Source organism: Streptomyces sp. NPDC040610, assembly GCF_055594065.1.
This window is the reverse complement of sequence record NZ_JBVIXA010000012.1, coordinates 83,658-103,010: the sequence shown is the minus strand read 5'-3', so window position 1 is coordinate 103,010 and position 19,353 is coordinate 83,658. Positions and strand designations below refer to the sequence as shown.

Annotated in this window: 18 protein-coding genes, 1 other RNA gene and 1 pseudogene; 9 read left to right on the top strand and 11 right to left on the bottom strand. The window is 73.9% G+C overall.

Going from position 1 to position 19,353, the window contains the following annotated elements:
* Positions 1 to 402: 402 nt before the first annotated feature.
* The 4 genes from ACZ6AA_RS32750 to ACZ6AA_RS32735 form a co-directional block, all read right to left on the bottom strand.
* The gene (locus tag ACZ6AA_RS32750) at positions 403 to 1,407 is read right to left on the bottom strand and encodes a small ribosomal subunit Rsm22 family protein (protein WP_468480969.1); all 1,005 of its coding nucleotides are present in this window, start codon (positions 1,405 to 1,407) and stop codon (positions 403 to 405) included.
* A 9-nt stretch (positions 1,408 to 1,416) separates the two neighbouring features.
* Entirely contained in the window at positions 1,417 to 2,598 is a 1,182-nt protein-coding gene (locus ACZ6AA_RS32745) for a serine hydrolase domain-containing protein (protein WP_471462074.1), read from the bottom strand.
* An 11-nt stretch (positions 2,599 to 2,609) separates the two neighbouring features.
* The gene (locus ACZ6AA_RS32740; protein WP_468449399.1) at positions 2,610 to 3,986 is read right to left on the bottom strand and encodes a multidrug effflux MFS transporter; all 1,377 of its coding nucleotides are present in this window, start codon (positions 3,984 to 3,986) and stop codon (positions 2,610 to 2,612) included.
* A gap of 351 nt (positions 3,987 to 4,337) precedes the next feature.
* Positions 4,338 to 5,966: an alkaline phosphatase D family protein gene (locus ACZ6AA_RS32735; protein ID WP_468480966.1), complete on the bottom strand. Its 1,629-nt coding sequence runs from the start codon at positions 5,964 to 5,966 to the stop codon at positions 4,338 to 4,340.
* A gap of 133 nt (positions 5,967 to 6,099) precedes the next feature.
* Here ACZ6AA_RS32735 and ACZ6AA_RS32730 point away from each other — a divergent pair, with 133 nt between their 5' ends.
* The 3 genes from ACZ6AA_RS32730 to ACZ6AA_RS32720 all read left to right on the top strand — a co-directional run bounded on the left by ACZ6AA_RS32730 (position 6,100) and on the right by ACZ6AA_RS32720 (position 8,455).
* A complete protein-coding gene (locus ACZ6AA_RS32730) occupies positions 6,100 to 6,876 on the top strand; it encodes an SDR family oxidoreductase (RefSeq protein WP_468449401.1) in 777 nt (258 codons plus the stop codon).
* A gap of 162 nt (positions 6,877 to 7,038) precedes the next feature.
* A complete protein-coding gene (locus ACZ6AA_RS32725; RefSeq protein ID WP_468449402.1) occupies positions 7,039 to 7,503 on the top strand; it encodes a lamin tail domain-containing protein in 465 nt (154 codons plus the stop codon).
* Positions 7,504 to 7,570: 67 nt separating this feature from the next.
* Positions 7,571 to 8,455 carry a PhzF family phenazine biosynthesis isomerase gene (locus ACZ6AA_RS32720; protein ID WP_471462071.1) on the top strand — a complete coding sequence of 295 codons (885 nt, stop codon included), beginning with the start codon at positions 7,571 to 7,573 and terminating at the stop codon, positions 8,453 to 8,455.
* Positions 8,456 to 8,512: 57 nt separating this feature from the next.
* Here ACZ6AA_RS32720 and ACZ6AA_RS32715 read toward each other — a convergent pair whose 3' ends face one another.
* The gene (locus ACZ6AA_RS32715; protein WP_468449404.1) at positions 8,513 to 8,836 is read right to left on the bottom strand and encodes a nuclear transport factor 2 family protein; all 324 of its coding nucleotides are present in this window, start codon (positions 8,834 to 8,836) and stop codon (positions 8,513 to 8,515) included.
* 77 nt (positions 8,837 to 8,913) lie between these two features.
* Here ACZ6AA_RS32715 and ACZ6AA_RS32710 point away from each other — a divergent pair, with 77 nt between their 5' ends.
* Together ACZ6AA_RS32710 and ACZ6AA_RS32705 are read left to right on the top strand one after the other, a co-directional pair.
* Entirely contained in the window at positions 8,914 to 9,381 is a 468-nt protein-coding gene (locus ACZ6AA_RS32710; RefSeq protein ID WP_471462068.1) for a MazG-like family protein, read from the top strand.
* A 19-nt stretch (positions 9,382 to 9,400) separates the two neighbouring features.
* The gene (locus tag ACZ6AA_RS32705) at positions 9,401 to 10,291 is read left to right on the top strand and encodes an SAM-dependent methyltransferase (RefSeq protein ID WP_471462066.1); all 891 of its coding nucleotides are present in this window, start codon (positions 9,401 to 9,403) and stop codon (positions 10,289 to 10,291) included.
* A gap of 16 nt (positions 10,292 to 10,307) precedes the next feature.
* Here the strand turns inward: ACZ6AA_RS32705 and ACZ6AA_RS32700 are convergent, their stop codons facing one another.
* Both ACZ6AA_RS32700 and ACZ6AA_RS32695 read right to left on the bottom strand, forming a co-directional pair.
* Positions 10,308 to 11,231: a phosphotransferase family protein gene (locus tag ACZ6AA_RS32700; RefSeq protein WP_471462064.1), complete on the bottom strand. Its 924-nt coding sequence runs from the start codon at positions 11,229 to 11,231 to the stop codon at positions 10,308 to 10,310.
* A gap of 165 nt (positions 11,232 to 11,396) precedes the next feature.
* Entirely contained in the window at positions 11,397 to 11,864 is a 468-nt protein-coding gene (locus ACZ6AA_RS32695) for a hypothetical protein (RefSeq protein WP_468449408.1), read from the bottom strand.
* Positions 11,865 to 12,280: 416 nt separating this feature from the next.
* On the opposite strand from ACZ6AA_RS32695, the gene ACZ6AA_RS32690 reads away from it, so the two are divergent.
* Positions 12,281 to 13,165: a glycosyltransferase family 2 protein gene (locus ACZ6AA_RS32690; protein ID WP_468449409.1), complete on the top strand. Its 885-nt coding sequence runs from the start codon at positions 12,281 to 12,283 to the stop codon at positions 13,163 to 13,165.
* A gap of 31 nt (positions 13,166 to 13,196) precedes the next feature.
* On the opposite strand, the gene ACZ6AA_RS32685 is transcribed toward ACZ6AA_RS32690, so the two are convergent.
* On the bottom strand, positions 13,197 to 13,973 hold the full coding sequence (locus ACZ6AA_RS32685; protein WP_471462061.1) for an SAVMC3_10250 family protein: 777 nt from the start codon (positions 13,971 to 13,973) through the stop codon (positions 13,197 to 13,199).
* A 345-nt stretch (positions 13,974 to 14,318) separates the two neighbouring features.
* Here ACZ6AA_RS32685 and ACZ6AA_RS32680 point away from each other — a divergent pair, with 345 nt between their 5' ends.
* From ACZ6AA_RS32680 to ACZ6AA_RS32670, 3 genes are all read left to right on the top strand, one after another.
* Positions 14,319 to 15,662, top strand: coding sequence for a diacylglycerol/lipid kinase family protein (locus ACZ6AA_RS32680; protein ID WP_468449411.1), 1,344 nt, complete (start codon positions 14,319 to 14,321; stop codon positions 15,660 to 15,662).
* A 510-nt stretch (positions 15,663 to 16,172) separates the two neighbouring features.
* Positions 16,173 to 16,370 carry a hypothetical protein gene (locus tag ACZ6AA_RS32675; protein WP_471462059.1) on the top strand — a complete coding sequence of 66 codons (198 nt, stop codon included), beginning with the start codon at positions 16,173 to 16,175 and terminating at the stop codon, positions 16,368 to 16,370.
* Between the two features lie 55 nt (positions 16,371 to 16,425).
* Positions 16,426 to 16,761, top strand: coding sequence for a hypothetical protein (locus ACZ6AA_RS32670; protein ID WP_471462057.1), 336 nt, complete (start codon positions 16,426 to 16,428; stop codon positions 16,759 to 16,761).
* A 200-nt stretch (positions 16,762 to 16,961) separates the two neighbouring features.
* Here ACZ6AA_RS32670 and rnpB read toward each other — a convergent pair.
* The 3 genes and pseudogenes from rnpB to ACZ6AA_RS32655 all read right to left on the bottom strand — a co-directional run bounded on the left by rnpB (position 16,962) and on the right by ACZ6AA_RS32655 (position 19,243).
* Positions 16,962 to 17,370: RNase P RNA component class A (gene rnpB, locus ACZ6AA_RS32665), an RNA gene on the bottom strand.
* Between the two features lie 70 nt (positions 17,371 to 17,440).
* Positions 17,441 to 18,271, bottom strand: a pseudogene (locus tag ACZ6AA_RS32660) (DMT family transporter); the annotation flags it as partial.
* Between the two features lie 63 nt (positions 18,272 to 18,334).
* Positions 18,335 to 19,243, bottom strand: coding sequence for an AraC family ligand binding domain-containing protein (locus ACZ6AA_RS32655; protein ID WP_471462055.1), 909 nt, complete (start codon positions 19,241 to 19,243; stop codon positions 18,335 to 18,337).
* Positions 19,244 to 19,353 lie beyond the last annotated feature (110 nt).

Sequence of the window (19,353 nt, the reverse complement as noted above, 5' to 3'; positions counted from 1 at the left end):
CTGCGCCCCTGGACCCCGGGGGTGGGTGTCCCCTCCGGGTGGGACGGGGGCACCGCCGAATCGGCGCTCCGCGCCTCGTCCTCAAACGCCGGACGGGCTGAGAACTTCGCCGGGGCGGGCCAGAAGGCACTGCGGGGCCAGGCCGGGAAGACGCCGTGGGGCCGGGCCGAAGGGGCGCTGCGGGGCCGGGCCGGAGGGGCGCAGGGGGCCGGGTCGGGAAGGTGACGTTGTGGGGTGGGGTGGGGTGGTGTTGTGGGGTGGGGTGGTTCGGGGCCCGCGAGTGCCGGGCTGTTGTCCAGCCCGTGGACAGGTGGGGCGGGTGGGTGGGAGAGAGCCTGTCCGGCGATTGAGGACGAGGCGCGGAGCGCCGATAGCGGGGGTGAGCCCGGGGCAGCCGTGGGGTCAGGTCCCGGGTGGGGGCCAGGGGTTGCCCCAGGCGGCGTCGCGGGCCTCGCGGTACAGGGCGCCGTGCCGCTTCGTCACCGTCTCCCGGCGCAGCGCACCCTCCACGTCGCACAGATCGAGCAGCACCATCCCCTTACGGATCTGAGGCTTGCGGACGACACGGGCGGGCGAGGGGACGGGAGAGACAGCGCCGGGCCGGACTGCGGCGACGTACGAGAACTTCTCGTCCTCGTAGGCGAGGGACCCCCCCTTGACCTGCCGGTGGAGGGAGGACCGGGCGACGCGGACGGAGAAGTGGCACCAGTCCTCACCGGGCACGATGGGACAGGCGTCGCTGTGGGGGCAGGGCGCGGCGACCCGGAACCCGGCATCGAGCAGCCGCGAGCGGGCGTCGAGGACCCGCGCGTACCCATCGGGCGTACCGGGTTCGACGATGACGACGGCGTCGCCGGCGGCCCGCGCGGCGGCGTCGACGACGGCGCCGCGGTCGTCCTCGGTGAGCTCACCGAGGACGTACGAGACGGTGACGAGCGCGGCGGACGGCACGTCGAGGGACCCGCTGATGCGGGCACGCTGCCACCGGACGGGACCCAGCTCCGGGTTGGCGGCGGCGATCTCCCTCCCGAGGGCGAGCGCGGGCTCGGCCCAGTCGAGGACGGTGACGGACCGCTCACCGGGCCAGGTGGCGTTGACGGCCCAGGTGGCGGCGCCGGTGCCGCCACCGATGTCGGTGTGCCCGGCGGGGCTCCAGCCGGCGGGCACGGCGGCGGCGAGCGCGTCGAGCGCGGAGCGGGCCGCTTCGAAGGTGGCGGGCATGCGGTACGCGGCGTAGGCGCTGACGTCGGCTCGGTCGCGCAGGACGGGCGCGCCGGTGGGGGTGGTGCCGCGGTAGTTCGCGATGAGCCGGTCGACGGCCTGGGCGGCCGCCTTGGGCGGCAGGTCCTCCAGGAGGCCCGCGAGGGCGGTACGGAGGGTCTCTGCGGGGGAAGCTTGGTCGCGCACCCCGTGAGTTTAGTGGCCCGCGGTGCCGGGAGGCCGCCGGGCGGCCCCGGGCCGGGGCACCGCCGCCACCGCCCGGGCCAGCGTCGTGGCCGCACGGACCCGGGGACCGTTGTCGTGGGGCTGCCGCCGGGGGTGGACGGTGTTGGCGAGGAGCACCAGGAACGTGTCCGTGGCGGGGTCGAGGACGAGGGACGTACCGGTGAAGCCGGTGTGCCCCGCGGCTCCCCGCCCCGCGAGGTCCCCCATGAACCACGCCTGGTCCACGCCGAAGCCGAGGCCGGGCGCGGCCAGCATCAGGCGGACGTGGTCGGGCCCGAGGATCCTGGCGGAGCCGTACGTACCGCCGTTCAGCAGCGTCCGGCACAGCACGGCCAGGTCACGGGCGGTGCCGAAGAGCCCGGCGTGCCCGGCCACACCCCCGAGCGCCCACGCGTTCTCGTCGTGCACCTCGCCCCGCAGCATGCCCCGGTCCGCCTTGGCCCACGGCCGCCGCTGGTCCTCGGTCGCGGCGGCGCCGGGGCACGGCCCGAACCCGGTGGCGCTCATGCCGAGCGGCCGGGTGATCCCGTCCCGGATCAGCACGTCGAGGCGGCGGCCCGTGACCCGCTCCAGGACCTGCTGGAGGAGCAGCATGTTCAGGTCCGAGTAGACGTACGCGCCCACCTCGCCGGAGGGCGCCTCGGCGCGCAGCGCCCGCAGCCGCGACGGCACGTCGGGCGACTCGTACAGCGGAAGTTCGGGCCGCAGCCCCGAGGTGTGCGTGAGCAACTGCCGCACCGTGATGCCGTGCGCGACGACGCCCGTGCACTCGGGGGCGTACCGGCCGACCGGCGCGTCGAGGACGAGCGCACCGCGCTCCAGCTGCTGCACGGCGGCGACGGTGGTGCAGAGCTTGGTGAGGGAGGCGAGGTCGAAGGGGGTGTCGACGGTCATGGGTACGCGGTCGGCCGGGGGCAGTTCGACGGGGGCGCCGTCGGCCGCGCCGGGCACGGCGGTCCCGTCCGCCCCGGCGTACCGCACGGCCCACCCCACCGCCTCCGCCACCGCGATCACCGGGCCTCGCCCGGCGAGGACGACGGCACCGGCGCACCACGGGCGGGGGCCCTCGGGCAGGGACCGCACGTCGTGGACGAGTCGGCGCAGTTCGGCCGCGTCGAGTCCGGCGTGCTCCGGGGTGCCGGGGCGCAGCACCGGGGATGCGGTCAGTGGTCCGACTTCCGGGGCCGGGGCACGGTCGCGGTCCCCTCCGCCGCCGACGCGGTCCCCGGCTCCGTCGCCTGCGCGTTCTGGTTGTGCTGCCACGGGCGGCACAGTCCCACGAAGCAGACGACGGCCGCCAGCGCGCACGACAGCTGGACGACGGCCATCGGCACGGCCGTCCGTTCGCCCGCGATGCCGACCAGGGGTGAGGCGATCGCGCCGATGAGGAAGGAGGACGTACCGAGCAGCGCGGAGGCGGAACCGGCGGCGTGGCGGGTGCGCATCAGGGCGAGGGCGTTGGTGTTGGGCATGGCCAGACCCATCGCCGACATCAGCACGAACAGGCCGACCGCGATCGGCGCGAGCCCGATGTCGTCGCCGAAGACGCCGCTGGTCATCAGGAGCAGCGCGGTCGCGGCGAGCGTGATGACCGCGAGGCCGAAGCCGAGGGCCTTGTCGAGGCTGACGCGGCCCACGAGCAGCTTGCCGTTGATCTGGCCGACGATGATCAGGCCGACCGAGTTCACGCCGAAGAGCAGGCTGAACGTCTGCGGCGACGCGCCGTAGATCTCCTGGATCACGAACGGCGAGGCCGAGATGTACGCGAACAGCGCGGCGAAGGCGAAGCCGCCCGCGACCATGTAGCCCGCGAACACGCGGTCCGCGAGCAGGCCGCGCATCGTGCGCAGCGCCTGGACCGTGCCGCCGTCGTGGCGGTCCGCCGGTGCCAGGGTCTCCGGCAGGCAGCGCCACACCAGGACGGTCAGCGCGATCCCGATGACCGTCAGGACGACGAAGATGCCGCGCCAGTCCGTCAGGCGCAGGACCTGGCCGCCGATCAGAGGCGCGACGATCGGGGCGACGCCGGAGATCAGCATCAGTGTGGAGAAGAACTTGGCCATCTCCACGCCGTCGTACAGGTCGCGGACCACCGCCCGCGCGATCACGATCGCCGCGGCGCCCGCGAGGCCCTGGAGGAGGCGGAAGGCGATGAGGAGTTCCGCGGTGGGGGCGAGGGCGCAGATCGCTGTCGCGAGGATGTAGACGAGGAGGCCGCCGAGGAGGGGGCGGCGGCGGCCCCACTTGTCGCTCATCGGGCCGACGACGAGTTGGCCGAGGGCCATGCCGGTGAGGCAGGCCGTGAGGGTCAGCTGGATCGTGGCCGCGGGGGCGTGCAGGGCGTCGGTGACCTCGGGCAGGGCCGGGAGGTACATGTCCATGGACAAGGGGGGCATGGCGGTGAGGCCGCCGAGGATGAGGGTGACCAGGGCGCCGGTGGCCACGCGCAGGGCGGCGGGGTCCTTGGCTCCGGTGGGCCCCGCCGCCCCGGGTATCCGGCCCTCGGTCTGTCTCTCCGCCGCCTGTCCGCGCTCCGGCATCGCGCCCCTCCCCGGTAGTTGGTAGTGCCCCCTATCGTCTCAGGACGCGGGGTGTGCTCGGTCCTCGCGGGGCGCCCCGGTCCCACCCCTTCTCCGAAACCGGGGCGCTGCGCCCCCCGGACCCCAGCCCGGCGCCGACGTCCCGTGCGGGTGGGACAGCCCACCGCCGATCGCGCTGCGCGCTCGTCCTCAAACGCCGGACGGGCTGAAACGTCCTGGGCCAGAGGGTGCCGGGCTTGTGGGTGGCCCGGGGGAAGGTTGGGCGGGTGGGTGGGAGATAGCCCGTCCGGCGATTGAGGACGAGGCGCGGAGCGCCGATATCGGGGGTGCCCCCGGCCCACCCGCACCGGGTCAGGCAGGCCGCAGGCCCGGCTCCCCCGCCTCCACCACGAACGACGCCGCCGTCACGATCGGCGCCCCCGGCGTGGTGACGGCCGACACCGTCTTGAAGTCGGCCCGGGCCTGCCGCCGGTCCAGACCGACGGTCACATAGCCCCGGCGCCCGTTGTAGAACTTCAGGTGCGGGTTGGCCTTCATGTACGTCTCCCAGTTGGCGGGCCGCTCCGCCCCGTCCTTGCCGCTGGCGATGGACGTGGCGACGATCTCGGTCCCGACGACGTCGGACGACGGGTCGTCGAAGTCCTCCTTGATGTCGAAGGCGTACCCGACGTGCACGTCCCCGGTGAGCACCATGAGGTTGTCGACCCCGGCGGCCTCGGCCCCGGCGAGCACCCGGGCGCGCGAGGCGGCGTAACCGTCCCAGGCGTCCATGCTGACCTTGGCGACGGGGTTGAGGTCGAACTTGCGCTGGGAGAAGGTGACCTGCTGCGGGACGACGTTCCAGACGGCGCGCGAGCGCCGCCACCCGTCGATGAGCCACCGCTCCTGGCTCGCGCCGGTGATGGTGCGCTTGGGGTCGAGGGACTCGGGCCCCGGCACGTGCGCCCCGTCGCCGTAGGCCTGGTCGGACCGGTACTGCCGGGTGTCGAGGATGTCGAACTGGGCGAGGCGGCCCCAGCCGATGCGGCGGTAGAGCTGCATGTCGGACCCGGTGGGCCGCTGTGGGCGGCGCAGCGGCAGGTTCTCCCAGTACGCGCGGTAGGCGGCGGCGCGGCGCAGGAGGAACTCCTCGGGCGGGTTGCCGTTCTCGTCGACGTCGTCGGCGTAGTTGTTCTCGACCTCGTGGTCGTCCCAGGTGACGACGAAGGGGTGGGCGGCGTGCGCGGCCCGCAGGTCGGGGTCGGTCTTGTAGAGCGCGTACCGGCGGCGGTAGTCGTCGAGGGTCTGCGTCTCGCGGTTGAAGACGTCGGGCAGCACGCGGTCGGTGTACTTGCGGGCTCCGCCGACGGAGTTCACGGCGTACTCGTAGAGGTAGTCGCCGAGGTGGAAGACGACGTCGACGTCGTCTTCGGCGAGGTGCTTGTACGCGGTGAAGTAGCCGTCGTGGTAGGCCTGGCAGGACACGGCGGCCAGGGTGAGCGCGGACCGGCTGGAGGCGTGCGGGGCGGTGCGGGTGCGGCCGGTCTCGCTGAGCCACTTCCCAGCACGGAAGCGGAAGTAGTACGTCCGGTCGGCGTCGATGTGGTCCACCTGGACGTGCACGGAGTGGGTGAACTCCGGGTGCGCGGTGGCCGTGCCGCGTCTGACGACGCGTTTGAAACGCGGGTCGCGGGCCAGCTCCCAGTGGACGGTGACGCGCTCGGCGGGAAGCCCGCCGTTCTCCTCGAAGGGCCTGGGCGCGAGCCGGGTCCACAGCAGCACGGAGTTCGGCTGCGGGTCGCCGGAGGCCACGCCGAGGGTGAAGGGGTCGTCGGACACGCGGGCGGCGTCCATCTCGGCGGCGCCCGCGACCCCGGCGGTGGGCAGGTTGGTGGCGAAGGCCAGGGCGGCGGCCGCTCCGGTGCCGGTGAGGAACCGGCGGCGCCCCAAGTGGCGTGCGGCGGCGCGGAGTTCGGGTGCGTGCGGTGCTGCGGGTGTCATGTGCCCCTCCCCTGACGATGGTTGCAAGATGCATTGGAGTGTCTGGGGACGACACCCGACTGTCACGTACACAACAGCCAAATGGCGGGCAGATGAGGTCCGGGTGGCGGACCCTCCCGTACGCTGCGGGGCCATGAACGCTGAGCCAACGGCACCGCCGAAGAACGCCGTGGTCACCGGAGCGGGCTCCGGAATCGGCCGCGCCGTCGCCCTCGAACTCCTCCACGCGGGCTGGTCGGTGGCGCTCGCGGGCCGCCGCGAGGAGACGCTGCGCGAGACCGCGGCCCTGGCCAGCACCCCGGCGGCGGCCCGCGCCCTCTGCCTGCGCACGGACGTCACGTCCCCCGACGACGTCGCGGCCCTCTTCGCCGCCGCGGCCGACCGTTTCGGCCACCTCGACCTGCTCTTCAACAACGCCGGTACGTTCGGCCCCCGCGGCACGCCCGTCGAGGAGCTGGACTACGCCGAGTGGCGCCAGGTCGTGGACACCAATCTGAATGGCGCGTTCCTGTGCGCCCGGGCCGCGTTCCGGCAGATGCGGGAGCAGCGCCCGCAGGGCGGCCGCATCATCAACAACGGCTCCGTCTCCGCGCACGTCCCGCGCCCGCACTCCGTCGCGTACACCACCACGAAGCACGCGCTGACGGGCCTGACCAAGTCCCTGTCCCTGGACGGACGCCCGTACCGCATCGCCGTCGGACAGATCGACATCGGCAACGCGGCCACCGACATGACCGACCGCATGCGCTCGGGGATCCTCCAGGCCAACGGGCAGCTCGCGGTAGAGCCGGTGATGGACGCCGCGGACGTGGCCCGCACCGTGCGGCACATGGCGGAGCTGCCGCTGGAGGCGAACGTTCAGTTCGCGACCGTGCTCGCCACGACGATGCCGTACGTCGGACGCGGCTGACGGCGAGGCCCCCCGACGGACCGTGCGTAGGCCAGGGCGGGCCGATTGCAGTACGGCGAGGAGGGCTGAGTTCCAGTCATATGCCCGGAGCGGCCCCCGATGTCGTACAACGACGCACTAAGCTCGCTGCTCTCCACGGGAACTTCACATACGGAGCACAAGTTGCGCATACGTTCGATGGCCACCGCCGTCCTCGCCGCCACCGCCGTCGCGGCCCCGCTGCTCGTCGCCGCGCCGGCGTCCGCCGCGGCCCACCAGGGCGGCCTGCACCTCGGCTTCATCCAGTACGACAGCCCGGGCCGTGACACCGGCTCCAACTCCTCGCTGAACGCGGAGTGGGTGAACATCCACAACAACACCCGCGGCGCCATCCAGCTGAAGGGCTACAAGCTGAAGGACAACACCGGCTACACGTACACCTTCGGCAGCTACAAGATCGGCGCGGGCAAGACCGTGAAGGTCCGCACCGGCAAGGGCACCAACGCCTCGGGCGTGCGCTACTGGGGCCGGGGCTCGTACGTGTGGAACAACACCAGCGACAAGGCCCGGCTGCTCAAGCCGAGCGGCACGCAGGTCGACTCCTGCTCCTGGACGACGCGGGACGGCGGGACCAAGAACTGCCACTGAGAAACACGAGGTGAAAGCCGCCGCGTGACCGGGAATGGACCCGGCCGCGCGGCGGTTGTCGTCCGGCATGAGCCACAGTGAATCCGCCCCGGACCGCCCCGACGTGCTGCGCTACACCGCCTTCGCCACCGACCCCGCGGGCGGCAACCCCGCCGGCGTCGTCCTGGACGCGCGGGGCCTCGACGACGCGGCGATGCTCGCCGTCGCGGCCGAACTCGGCTACAGCGAATCGGCGTTCCTCACCCCGGGCCCTGCCGTGCCCGACACCGAGGGCCGCTCCTTCACCGTGCGCTACTTCAGCCCGCAGGCCGAGGTCCCCTTCTGCGGGCACGCCACGGTCGCGACAGCCGTCGCCCTCGCGGAGCGCGACGGGCCCGGCGACCTCGTGTTCACCACCCGCGCCGGGACCGTGCCGGTGCGCGTCACCGAGTCCGGCGGCGCGCTGCGGGCGACCCTGACCAGCGTGGAACCGCACATCGAGGAGGCCGCGGCGGCCGACGTCGAGGAGGCGCTCGCCGCGCTCGGCTGGCGCGCCGACGAGCTCGACCCCGGCCTCCCGCCCCGGATCGCCTTCGCGGGCGCCCGGCACCTGGTCCTCGCCGCCGCCACCCGCGCCCGCCTCGCCGACCTCGACTACGACTTCGACCGCCTGAAGTCCCTGATGCTCCGGCTCGACCTGACGACCGTGCAGCTGGTGTGGCGGGAGAGCGCGACGGTCTTCCACGCCCGCGACCCGTTCCCGGTCGGCGGCGTCGTCGAGGACCCGGCGACGGGCGCGGCGGCGGCCGCCTTCGGCGCGTACGCCCGCGCACTCGGCCTGGTCCCCGCCACCGCCGAACTGACCCTCCACCAGGGCGCGGACATGGGGCGCCCCGGGCTGCTCACGGTGACGCTGCGGGACGGGGACGCGCGGGTGCGGGTGGCGGGGGCGGCGGTGCGCATCCCGGAGTGAGGGGGCGTACGGGGCCGGGGGCGCGCCCCGACGTGACGGTCGTACGGCGGACCGGTGTCAGGCCTGGCCCGTCTCGAACCGGGACACCTTGTCGCCGTCCACCGTGAACCGCCACTTCGTGCGCATCTCGCCCCAGGTGTCGTTGCGGTAGCTGACCAGGAGCGTGCGCCCGCCGTCCGACTCCGACTCAACGTCCATGTGGCCGTTGGAGGAGAAGATCTCGCGCTCGGTCCAGTCGGCGATGTCCCGGTCGGAGCCGTCGTCGGACATCGTCGCGTCCGGTGTGAGCACGGCCTGGAAGGCGGCCTGGTCGTTGGCGTTCACCGCGGTGACGAAGGCCCGGACCGTGGGGTCGCTGAGCCGGTTTGTCTGAATGCTCATGCGCCCACGCTCGCACCGGGCCCGCCGCCCCGCCACCCGGGCACGCCCGCCCCCGCGGCCGTGGCAGGCTGCACCCCATGTCCGACCCGAAGCCCGCGCCGCCCCTGACCGCACCCGACCTGTGGGAGACCGTCGACCGGCTGCACGGCTGGCTGGAGTCCCACAGCAGGCACCCGGCCCGCGAGACCCTGCTCCTTCGGATGCTCAAACTGTCGGAGGAGGTCGGCGAGGTCGCGCAGGCCGTCGTCGGCGCCACCGGGCAGAACCCGCGCAAGGGCACCACGCACACCTGGGACGACGTGGAGTCGGAGCTGTGCGACGTGGTCATCACGGCGCTGGTGGCCCTGCGCACCCTCACCCCGGAGCCGGAGGGCGCGCTCGCCGCCCGGCTGCGCGCGGTCGCGGCCCGCTCCACGCCGCCGCCGTCGCCGGGGCCCGCTGACACTCCGGCTCCGGGCCCGGGTCCCGCTCCGGTTCCGGCTCCCGGCCCCGCCGAGGCCGTACGCCCCGAGACCGCCGAAATCCAGGAGCGTCCCGGCACCTGACGAGTTAGCGTCACCCGCCATGGACTCCACCAGCACCAGCACGAACACAGGCACCACCGACACCGCCGCGAACGCCACCACCACCAGTACCGCCCCGCACGCCGACACCACCGGCCCCCACGTCACCGACCCCGACGCCGCCCCGCCCCGCCTCACCCGCCTCACCTTCCACGGCCCCCTGTCGCAGGCGCGCGCCGACCGCATCGTCCAGCGCGCCGCCGAGCCCCTCGTGCGTGCCGGCGGCGGTACCGTCCTCGACCTCGGCTGCGGCTGGGGCGAGACGCTGCTGCGTGTCCTGGAGGCGGCCCCCGGGTCCACGGGCATCGGCGTGGACCTCAACGAGGAGGACCTGGAGCGGGGCCGCGCGTCCGCACGCGCACGCGGGCTCGGCGCGCGGGCCGAGTTCCTCGCCGAGTCGGCCACGGACACCGCGCGCGGCCCCGCCGACGTCGTCCTGTGCTTCGGCTCGGCGCACGCCCTGTGCCCGGCCGACGCCCCGCCCCCGTACTCCGCCGACGCCCTGCGCGCGCTGCGCCTCCTGGTCGCGCCGGGCGGACGCGTCGTACTCGGCGAGGGCTTCTGGCAGCGCACGCCCACGGCCGCCGACCTGGCCGCGCTGTGGCCGGACGCCCGCGCCGACGAGCACCTCGACCTGGGCGGCCTGGCCGACGCGGCGGTCGCCGCCGGTTTCCGGCCGCTGTGGGTGGAGACGGCGGGCGAGGAGGAGTGGGAGGAGTTCGAGTCCGCGTATCTCGCCGACACCGAGGAGTGGCTGGCCTCGCACCCGGACCACCCGCGGGCCGCGGAGCTGCGCGAGCGCAACGACCGCCACCGCGCCACCTTCCTGCGCGGCTACCGCCGACTCCTGGGCTTCGCCTACCTCACGCTGGTGCCGGTGGCCACGGACTGAGCGGGCGCGCGCCGGGTCAGTGCCCGAACCACGCCTCGGCCAGCGCGTCGAGCGTCGATTCGGGCGGCGCGGGCAGTTCGCGCAGGTACCAGGGCAGATTGCTGTACACGTGCAGCAGCGTGTAGGCGAGGAGCAGCCGCGGCTCGAAGGTGCGGCCGTACGCGGCCATGAACCGGGTGAGCAGCCGGGGCTCCGCGCGCGTGACGAAGAGGCCGACGCCCACGAAGTCGTAGGCAGGGTCGCCGATCATCGCGGGCTCGAAGTCGAAGAGGCCGGTGAGGCGGTGGCCGTCGCCCGGGTCCACCAGCAGGTGCTGGCGCATGAACTCCGTGTGCAGCAGGGCGGGTCGGGGCGCGGCGGGCAGCGGGACGGCGTCCAGGAAGCCGGGGATCTGCTCGGCCCAGCTCTCCGGGAGCCCGCGCTCGCGCTGCCGGTCGACGGCGCCCGCGCGCTGCCGGGCGGTGAACTCCCGCCAGTCGCCGGGCCCGAGGACGTCGGCGAGCGGCGCGTGCCCGAGCGTGTGCAGCGCGGCGAGGGCCTCGCCCGCCCGGGCCACGACCCGGTCCCGGTCGGCCGCCGGCATCCGGGGCCACGCGAGGTGCAGGCCCTCGCCGGGCAGCCGGGACATCAGGACATAGCTCCAGCCGTTGACGTACGCCCCGAAGTCGTGCAACTCCGGCGTGGGCACGGGCAGTTGTCCTTGTACGTGGCCGAGGACCCGCGCCTCGGTGGCGCCGTCGTCCGCCGCGGAGCCGGGGAAGAGCTTGAGGACGTGCCGCTCCCCCACCGCGTACACGGGCTGCGAGCCCTCGCCGTAGCGCGTGAGGGGCGCGCCCGCGAGGCCGAGCCGGGCGCTGAGGTCCTCGGCGGCGGGCCGCATGACGGCTTCGTCGGGGACGACGGCGTCCCAGTCCTGGTCGGTGTCCACGGGGGGCAGCATGATCGGCACGGTAAGGGGCGCGGGTGGGGGCGGCAACGCGTTTTCGTCCGGCGCGGGGGGCGCGGTGGGCGGTCTCGTACGCGGAAGGGTGTCGCGGTCCGCCGTCCGGACCGCGACACCCTCGACACCGTACGTGCGGGCCCGGAACCCGGGCCGGGGACTTGATCAGAACTTGAACGGTCCCGGCGCCTGCGCCGAGGTGGCGTTGCAGGTCACCGTGATGCCGAAGACGACGATCTTCAGGGAGGTGGCCTCCAGGCTGTCGCCCGCGGCGACGGTGCCGCCGAGCGGGCCGGTGGAGACGGGGCTGCCCGCGGGGATCGCCGGGTTGGAGTTGCCGCTGAACGTCGTGGTGCCGGAGCCGTTCTTGGTGAGCGTGAGCGTGGAGTTGACCGCGCCCGCGCCGACGTCGATCGGCGCGGTGATCGCCGACGTCGACACGTCGATGGTGGCCGCGGTGCCGTTCTGCGTCGCCTTGAGCGTCGCCGAGCCCGAGCCGAACGAACCGCAGTCGAAGCCTATGGTCGCCTCCTGCGGCTCCACCGCGCCCGCGGTCGGCGCGAGGACCAGGGCGCTCACGGCGAGCGCACCGGCACCGAGGGCCGAGCCGAGGGCCAATCTGCCATGCCTCATGGGGGGCCTGCCTTCAATGGGGGGAGTGTGGGGTCCCCCGCATCGCCGACGGCCGCCGGTGTCCCGCTGCCCGCTTGCCCGAGGAGCGACGCGCCCGCCTCTAGCGACGGTCGGCTACTGACGGACAGTCAGCGATGTGGGTTGGGGTCATTGAGACACAGGGCCCTTGAGAGAACAAGACACATCCTCATGATTTTTGACATGTCACAGCCAAATCTGGCCATGCCGTGCGACGCCACCGGGGTGAACCCGGCCGCCTCACCCGACATGAACGACCCACGTCCCGGATGAAACACATCAGTGAACGGCTACCATCGCGAACGTCAGACCATATGACCGCGCCGCCACACCGGCCGCGCGGCAGCCCCCGGGACCGACCCCGCGCGCCCCGGCCCGACCCGCCCTGGAGGCCCGCCTTGTCCGAACCGCGCCTGGGTGTGGCCATCGTGACCATGGGCAACCGCCCTAAGGACGTCGACGCCCTCCTGGCGGCCGTGGCCAAGCAGGACGTCGCGCCGACCCGCCTGGTCATCGTCGGCAACGGCACCCCGCTGCCGGACTTCCCCGCCTACCCCGGCGAGGTCACGACGATCGAGCTCGACGAGAACCTGGGCTGCCCCGGCGGCCGCAACGTCGCCCTGCGCCGGCTGCGCGAGTTCGGCGACGTGGACGTGGCCGTCGAGCTGGACGACGACGGCCTGCTCGTCGACCCGGACGTCTTCCGCACGGTCCGCCGCCTGTTCGCCGAGGACCCGCGGCTCGGCATCGTCGGCTTCCGCATCGCCGACGAGCACGGCGAGACGCAGCGCCGCCATGTGCCGCGGCTGCGCGCCAAGGACCCGATGCGCGGCGGCCTCGTCACGTCCTTCCTCGGCGGCGCGCACGCCTTCTCCATGGAGATGCTGGCGCAGACCGGCGACTGGCCCGCGGACTTCTTCTTCACGCACGAGGAGACGGACCTGGCCTGGCGCGCGCTCGACGCGGACTGGAAGGTCCTTTACGAACCCTCGCTGCTGCTCCAGCACCCGAAGACGTCCCCCGCCCGGCACGCCGTCTACCACCGCATGACGGCACGCAACCGCGTCTGGCTGGCCCGCCGCCGTCTCCCCCTCCCCCTCATCCCCCTCTACCTGACCGTCTGGACCCTCCTCACGGTGGCCCGGACCAGGTCCCTCGGCGGCCTGAAGGCCTGGGCGGGCGGCTTCGTCGAGGGCTGCCGCACGTCGGGGGGCGAGCGGAAGCCGATGCGGTGGGCGACGGTGTGGCGGATGACGCGGCTCGGGCGCCCGCCGCTGATCTGAGGGCCCCGCCTTCTTGTCGGTACGCCACGCGCTACTCGGCCACGTACTCCACGTGCTCCACGTACTCCACGTACTCCACGTACAAGGGAGTCGCGACGACGTACCGCACGGCGCCGCTGCCCAGCGCGGCGGTGACGCGGGCGTAGCCGCGCATCCAGGCGGCCGTCTCCACCGGCAACTGCCGGTCCAGGGCGGCCAGGAGCTGCCGGGTGCCCTCGACGAGGGTCACCGGGCTGACGGGCTCGTGGGCCTGGTCCTCGCTGATGGCGTCGGGCCGGTCGGTGAGGGAGCCGAGGAGCGCGGAGGCGTGGGTGGTGACGAGCTCGACCCAGTCGCCGCCGGCGCTGCTTCCCCACGAGCCGCCCTCGTGGTGCACCTCCTCCGACAGGGCGGGCGGCTCGGCGACGACGGGCACGCGGCCGCCCGCCAGATGCTCCACGGACCCGTGCAGGAGCAGCCGCACCTCGCCCCCGGTCCCGTACCCGTCCACACCCTCCGGCGGATCGACGAACAGCACCATCCCCGGAGCCACGTCCCGCAGCACGCGGAAGTTCAGCGGCGCCTCGAACTGCACCCAGCTCCCGGCCCGGAGCCCCGGCTCCGCGAACCACCCCGCCGCGGCCGACACATGCCGCACGATCCGCCGCAGCCGCTCCCCGCGCTCCCGCTCGGCGTCCGGCACCTCCTGCTCGACCCCCACCCCGCCCACCGGAGTCGTCAGCTGCCACCCGCCCCGGACCAGCCGCCGAGGCCTCTCCGGCATGAACTGCCGCAACTTCCGGTCCGACAGATAGACAAGCTCGCGCACGGCGCTCCTCGGGGGGTGAGCTGACTCCACGACGACTCCACACGGCGGTAGTTCACGCCGGTGAACGTCATTGTGGGGTCGCCCGGCCCCTGAAGCGGACCGGACGGTCGAACCGGGAACAAGTGCCCGAGACCCGTATCAATGCCTGACGCGACAGCCGTCGATGCGACGCGACAGACATCAACGCCTGACGCACGGCAGCGCGGGCCCCTCACCCATTGCGGTTGAGGAGCCCGGGGCCCGCCGGGGTGTGCGTGGAGCTGCGCCCCCGGGTGCCCCCGCGAAAAGGCATGACGCACCTCCTCGCAGCAGCCTGTTCACCCCCGGCAGGGGTACCCGGCCGCCATGCGAACCCACGAATCGCCTCCCGTCGCCCGCACGAAGCTCGCATCCCTGGCCGCGAAGGCTCTGACCGGCAACCGCAGCACACGCCGGGCCGCCCTGCGCGGCACCGGCTCGCTGGCCCTGGCCTGCGCCGCCATCCAGGCGGCCACCAAGGTGCTCGACAGCCGTCGGCCGCTGAGGCAGCCGCCGAGCGACGCGTCGTCGTCCCACCGCACGGCCGGAGCCGCCGCCTTCGCGACGGCCGCCGCCCTGGAGACACCCCGGCTGGGGGCCGCCCTCATACCCGTCGCCGCGGGCATCGCCCTCGCCCGCGTCCGCGCGGGAACGCCCGCTCCCCGCCACGTTCTCGTGGACGTCGCCTTCGGCGTGGGGGTCGCCGCCGCCACCTGCCGCTGGTGGCCGCTGCACCACGACAAGCCCGCCGACAGTGCCCGGCCGCAGCTCCCGGCTCCCGCCCTGCCCGCCGGCGAGGGTCTTGTCGTCGTCGTCAACAGCGACGCCGGCGGCGAGGCCCCGGCCGAAGTCGAGCTGAGGGCCCTGCTGCCGAAGGCGGACGTGCGGCTCTGCGATGCCGGTGAGGACCTGGACACCGTGCTCCGGCAGGCCGCCGCACAGGTGCAGGCGCGCGGCGGCGCACTGGGGGTGGTCGGGGGCGACGGCACGGTCAACGCGGCGGCCGTGCTGGCCGTCGACCATCAGCTGCCGCTCGCGGTGTTCCCCGGCGGCACCCTCAACCACTTCGCCGCCGACCTCGGCCTCGTGACCCTCCAGGAGGCCGCCGACGCCCTGGAGGCGGGCCGCGCCGGAACCGTCGACCTCGGCCGGGTCACCGGCGACGGCAGCTGCGCCTACTTCCTCAACACCTTCAGCATCGGCGTCTACCCCGAACTCGTCCGGGCCCGCGAAGCCCGCGAGACGGCCCTGGGCAAGTGGCCCGCCCTCGCCGTCGGCCTGCTGCGCGTCCTCGCCGACGGCACCCCCGTCGACGTCACCCTCGACGGAAGGCCCCGGCGGCTGTGGCTGCTCTTCGCCGGCAACGGCCGCTACGACCCGCCCGGCTTCGCCCCCACCTACCGCCCCACCCTCGACGACGGCCTCCTCGACCTGCGCCTCGTCGACGCGAAGCGCCCCTTCGCCCGCACCCGCCTCGTCGCGGCCTTCCTCACCGGGACCCTCGCCCGCTCCCGCGTCTACCGGGAAACCACCGTCACCCGCCTGCGTATCGACGGCGTGAGCAAGGCGGGCGACTACTCCCGCGACGGGGAGGTCAGCCCCGCCACCGACACCCTCGTCCTCGACAAGAGGAGCCGCGCCCTCACCGTCTACCTGCCCGCCCCACGCTGATTCCCACGTCGTCGGCCGCGGTGCCGCACAGGAGGTGGTCGCCGCACGCAGGGCACCTACGTCACCGGTGGTGGAGGAGGGCGAACAGGAGCACGAACACGGCGGGCCTCCCGGGAGCGGAACGAGGCATCGCCGCCGGGACACCGGGGCCTCACCCCCACGCCGGTCCTGCCCAGAGCCTTGGAACACCTCGCCGTGTCACCGCGGGCCCGCCGTATCCGCTGTATCCGCTGTATCCGCTTACGTAGATGTGTACTTGACGTCTGGTCAGTGACCGCGACCGCGGCTAGCGTGCGCCGTGCCGCCCCGGCCCCCGGCAGGCGAGCGCCGAACAGCCCTCGCGCCCCCCTGGGCGCACCGTGCGCATCGCTGCCGGAACCGCCGCGTCACGAGCGTGGCCGCTCCCGCACCCGCTCCGCGCCATGTGATCCGGGCGCGGCCCGATGCGCTCCCCGCGGGCATCGATCTGCTGCCCGCCGCGTCGCACGCATCTGACTCCAGGCGGTACGCATGTACGCGCTGATCGTTCCGGCCGCGGCCCCCTTCGTCCTGCTCGCCACCCTCATGGGCCTGTCCTGGTGGGAGGATCACGTCCTGCCCCCGGCCGAGCACGCCGAGGTTCCCGACGGGACTCCGACCACCCCGGCCCCGTTCCCCCAACCCGCCCGCCCCAAGGGTTCGTTGACAAGGGATGCCGCCGGGAGTTGACTCGCCCGGACCCCGCGGAAGCCAGGAGCACTCCCCGCGATCTGGAGGCCCGGCCATGATCATCGCCGTAGTCGTCGCCGTGCTCGTCGTCGCGGCCGCCGCCCTCTTCCTCGTCCGGCGAGGGCGAGCCCGGGGCGGTGGTGGACGCGGCGGCCTGAAGCGGCGCTTCGGACCCGAGTACGACCGTGCTGTCGCCCGGCACGACGGCGACACCAAGGGTGCCGACCGGGAGCCCGGTGAGCGGGTGAAGCGGTACGACTCCCTCAAGGCACGCCCCCTTTCGCCCGAGGCCCGCGCCCTCTTCGAGATCCTGGCCACCGGGCAACCGGCCGACCCCGACCGGCGCGCCCCGCGGTCCTCCGACGATCGCGCCACGCGCCGTCGGCAGTGAGCCGACGTCATGCGACGAAGCCGTCACCCAGCTGACCGAGACCCTCACGGAGCAACGCCGCGCCCTGCGCACGGGCTGCTGCGCCTGTAGCGCCAGCGCCTGCCGGGCAGTGAAGCGACCCTTCACAGGACTCGCGGGAAAGGGCACGAGCACGCATGCGTCGGAAAGCATGCGCCCTGACCTGCGAAGACGGAGAGCGGCAGACGAGTCGGGCTGTACGCCGGGTTCTGTCGCCCGGGCGCCTCGCGGCGGCCGGGGAGACGGCCATCCATCTAGGGTCGGCATTGCTGCCGGCCTCGTGCGGTCTACCCGCGGACTCGGGCGGGCAGCCCTCGAACGTCCGCGCAGAGCCGCTTTTCACGGCGGCTCCTTTTGACCTTGCTCCAGGTGGGGTTTACCTAGCCGCCTGAGTCACCTCAGGCGCTGGTGGTCTCTTACACCACCGTTTCACCCTTACCCGGCGCCGAAGCGCCGGGCGGTCTGTTCTCTGTGGCACTGTCCCGCGGGTCACCCCGGGTGGCCGTTAGCCACCACCTTGCCCTGTGGAGCCCGGACGTTCCTCGGGAAGGGCCCCCGAAGGGGTCTTCACGCGGCCGTCCGCCCGGCTCGTCTGCCGTGTCGACCATGGTACCCGCCGGGGTGCGGGCCGGGTGCCGGTGGCGGCCGTGGCCAGGAAGGAACCGGCGAGGATCAGGGTGAAGGCGGCGGCGAAGGTCGCGGTGAGGGATTCGGAGAGGAAGGCGAAGCCCGCGGCGGCGGCGACGGCGGGGTTGATGTAGGTGAAGACCACCGCCCGCGTCGGACCCGCCTCGCGGATCAGTTCGAGGAAGACGATGAAGGCGAGGGCCGTGCAGATGACGCCCAGGCCCGCGAGCGCCGCCAGGGTCCGGCCGTCCGGGAGCGTGTCGGGCCAGGTCACCGCGGCCGCGGGGGCGTAGACCAGGGCCGCCAGGGTCAGGCAGGGCGCGATGAGCTGGAGGGTCGGTACGTCCTTGAGGTGGCGGGCCACGATCAGGGGGGCGATGGCGTAGCCGAGCGCCGTGAGCAGGACCTCCGTCAGGGACCAGGCGTCGCCTCCCGCCAGGTGCGGGACGGTGAGCACCGCGACCCCGGCGAAGCCGAGCGCCAGTCCCGTCACCCGGCGCGGGCCGAGGCGTTCGGTGTCGCCGAAGAAGCGGGCCAGGAGCGCCCCGATGATCGGGACCGCGGCGATCAGGAGGCCCGCCGTGGAGCTGGACAGGTGGCGCTCCGCGTCCGTCAGGGTCCACCAGGGGCCGAGGATCTCCACGCAGGCGAAGGCCAGCATCGGGCGCCAGTGGGTGCGCAGCACGGCGGGCATGCCGCCCTGGCGTATCGCGAAGGGGAGCAGCAGCGCGGCGCCCAGCGCGCAGCGCGTGAACACCACCATCGACGGTGTCAGATCGCTGTCCACCGCCACTTTGATCATGAGGTACGGGATGCCCCACAGGACGCCCATGACGGAGAAGAGAAGCCAGCCTCGTGCGGTCATGGGGGGAGTTTCGGACAGGGGGGAGGGCCGTGTCTTGAACGTTGTTGCGGCCTCCGGTGCCGGTTACTCGCGGTCGGCCTCGCACGGGCGCTCTCCCGCCCGCACGCTGTTGCGGTACGCCGCCGGGGTCACCCCGACCACGCGCCGGAACCAGCGCGTCAGATGCGCCTGGTCGGCGAAGCCCACCCGGCCCGCCACCGCCGCCGGGCGCAGGCCGCTCTCCAGGAGCGCGCGGGCCCGGGTGACGCGGTGCTGCGCCAGCCAGGCGTACGGGGGCATCCCCATCGTCGTACGGAAGGCGCGGAGCAGTTGGTAGCGGGACAGGCCCAGTTCCGCGGCCAGTTGGGCGAGGGTGGGGGGTGTGAGGACGTCGTCGGCGAGGCGGTCGCGGACGGCCAGGGCGATGGTGGTTGCGCCGGGGACGGGGGCGGCCGGGTCGGAGGCCGGGCGGGCGCTGCCGTAGCGGTCGGCCAGGGCGGTGAACAGGCCGGTCAGGCGGCTCTCCGCGGTGAGCACGGCCAGCCGGTCCTGCGGGCCGGGCGCCCGGGCGGCCGCGCTCAGGCCGGTGTGGGCGGCCCGCAGCGCCGCCGCGAGGCGGGGGTCGTCCAGGACCGCGTCGCGGAAGTGCGGCGGGGTGCGGGCGCCGTCGGCGAACAGGTCCGGGGAGGGGTACATCGAGCGGTACGCGTAGCCGTCGCCGGTGGCGGGGCGGCCGGTGTGCGGTTCGCCGGGGGCGAGGATCACGATGGAGCCGGGGCCTATGTCGAGGCGGCCGCCCCGGTAGTCGATGATCTCGGTGCCGCCCACGCAGACGCCCACGGTGAACTCCTCGTGGGCGTGCGGGGCGTAGCGGTGCCGGTCGAAGCGGGCGGTCAGGAGGTCGAGGGACGCGCCGCCGCCCAGGGGCGCCCGGGTCCACAGGGCGCGCTCGCCGGGCGAGGTGCCGTGCGGCGGGTCGGTGCGGTTCTCCATGGGGCCCACCCTCTTCCGTGCCTGGGTGTGCGCCCACGGCAGTACGGTTCCGGTTCCGCGTGTGCTTCTCGGCGTGTGCTTCTCGGCGTGCGCTTCTCGGCGTGCGCTTC

What these genes read in the sequence shown, in the direction of transcription:
- ACZ6AA_RS32720 (WP_471462071.1), top strand. Translation starts at nt 7,571, where the DNA reads ATGAGCCACAGTGAATCCGCCCCGGACCGCCCCGACGTGCTGCGCTAC.
- ACZ6AA_RS32655 (WP_471462055.1), bottom strand. Translation starts at nt 19,243, where the DNA reads ATGGAGAACCGCACCGACCCGCCGCACGGCACCTCGCCCGGCGAGCGC.
- ACZ6AA_RS32735 (WP_468480966.1), bottom strand. Translation starts at nt 5,966, where the DNA reads ATGACACCCGCAGCACCGCACGCACCCGAACTCCGCGCCGCCGCACGC.
- ACZ6AA_RS32740 (WP_468449399.1), bottom strand. Translation starts at nt 3,986, where the DNA reads ATGCCGGAGCGCGGACAGGCGGCGGAGAGACAGACCGAGGGCCGGATA.
- ACZ6AA_RS32730 (WP_468449401.1), top strand. Translation starts at nt 6,100, where the DNA reads ATGAACGCTGAGCCAACGGCACCGCCGAAGAACGCCGTGGTCACCGGA.
- ACZ6AA_RS32710 (WP_471462068.1), top strand. Translation starts at nt 8,914, where the DNA reads ATGTCCGACCCGAAGCCCGCGCCGCCCCTGACCGCACCCGACCTGTGG.
- ACZ6AA_RS32695 (WP_468449408.1), bottom strand. Translation starts at nt 11,864, where the DNA reads ATGAGGCATGGCAGATTGGCCCTCGGCTCGGCCCTCGGTGCCGGTGCG.
- ACZ6AA_RS32700 (WP_471462064.1), bottom strand. Translation starts at nt 11,231, where the DNA reads ATGCTGCCCCCCGTGGACACCGACCAGGACTGGGACGCCGTCGTCCCC.
- ACZ6AA_RS32675 (WP_471462059.1), top strand. Translation starts at nt 16,173, where the DNA reads ATGTACGCGCTGATCGTTCCGGCCGCGGCCCCCTTCGTCCTGCTCGCC.
- ACZ6AA_RS32705 (WP_471462066.1), top strand. Translation starts at nt 9,401, where the DNA reads ATGGACTCCACCAGCACCAGCACGAACACAGGCACCACCGACACCGCC.
- ACZ6AA_RS32670 (WP_471462057.1), top strand. Translation starts at nt 16,426, where the DNA reads ATGATCATCGCCGTAGTCGTCGCCGTGCTCGTCGTCGCGGCCGCCGCC.
- ACZ6AA_RS32680 (WP_468449411.1), top strand. Translation starts at nt 14,319, where the DNA reads ATGCGAACCCACGAATCGCCTCCCGTCGCCCGCACGAAGCTCGCATCC.
- ACZ6AA_RS32715 (WP_468449404.1), bottom strand. Translation starts at nt 8,836, where the DNA reads ATGAGCATTCAGACAAACCGGCTCAGCGACCCCACGGTCCGGGCCTTC.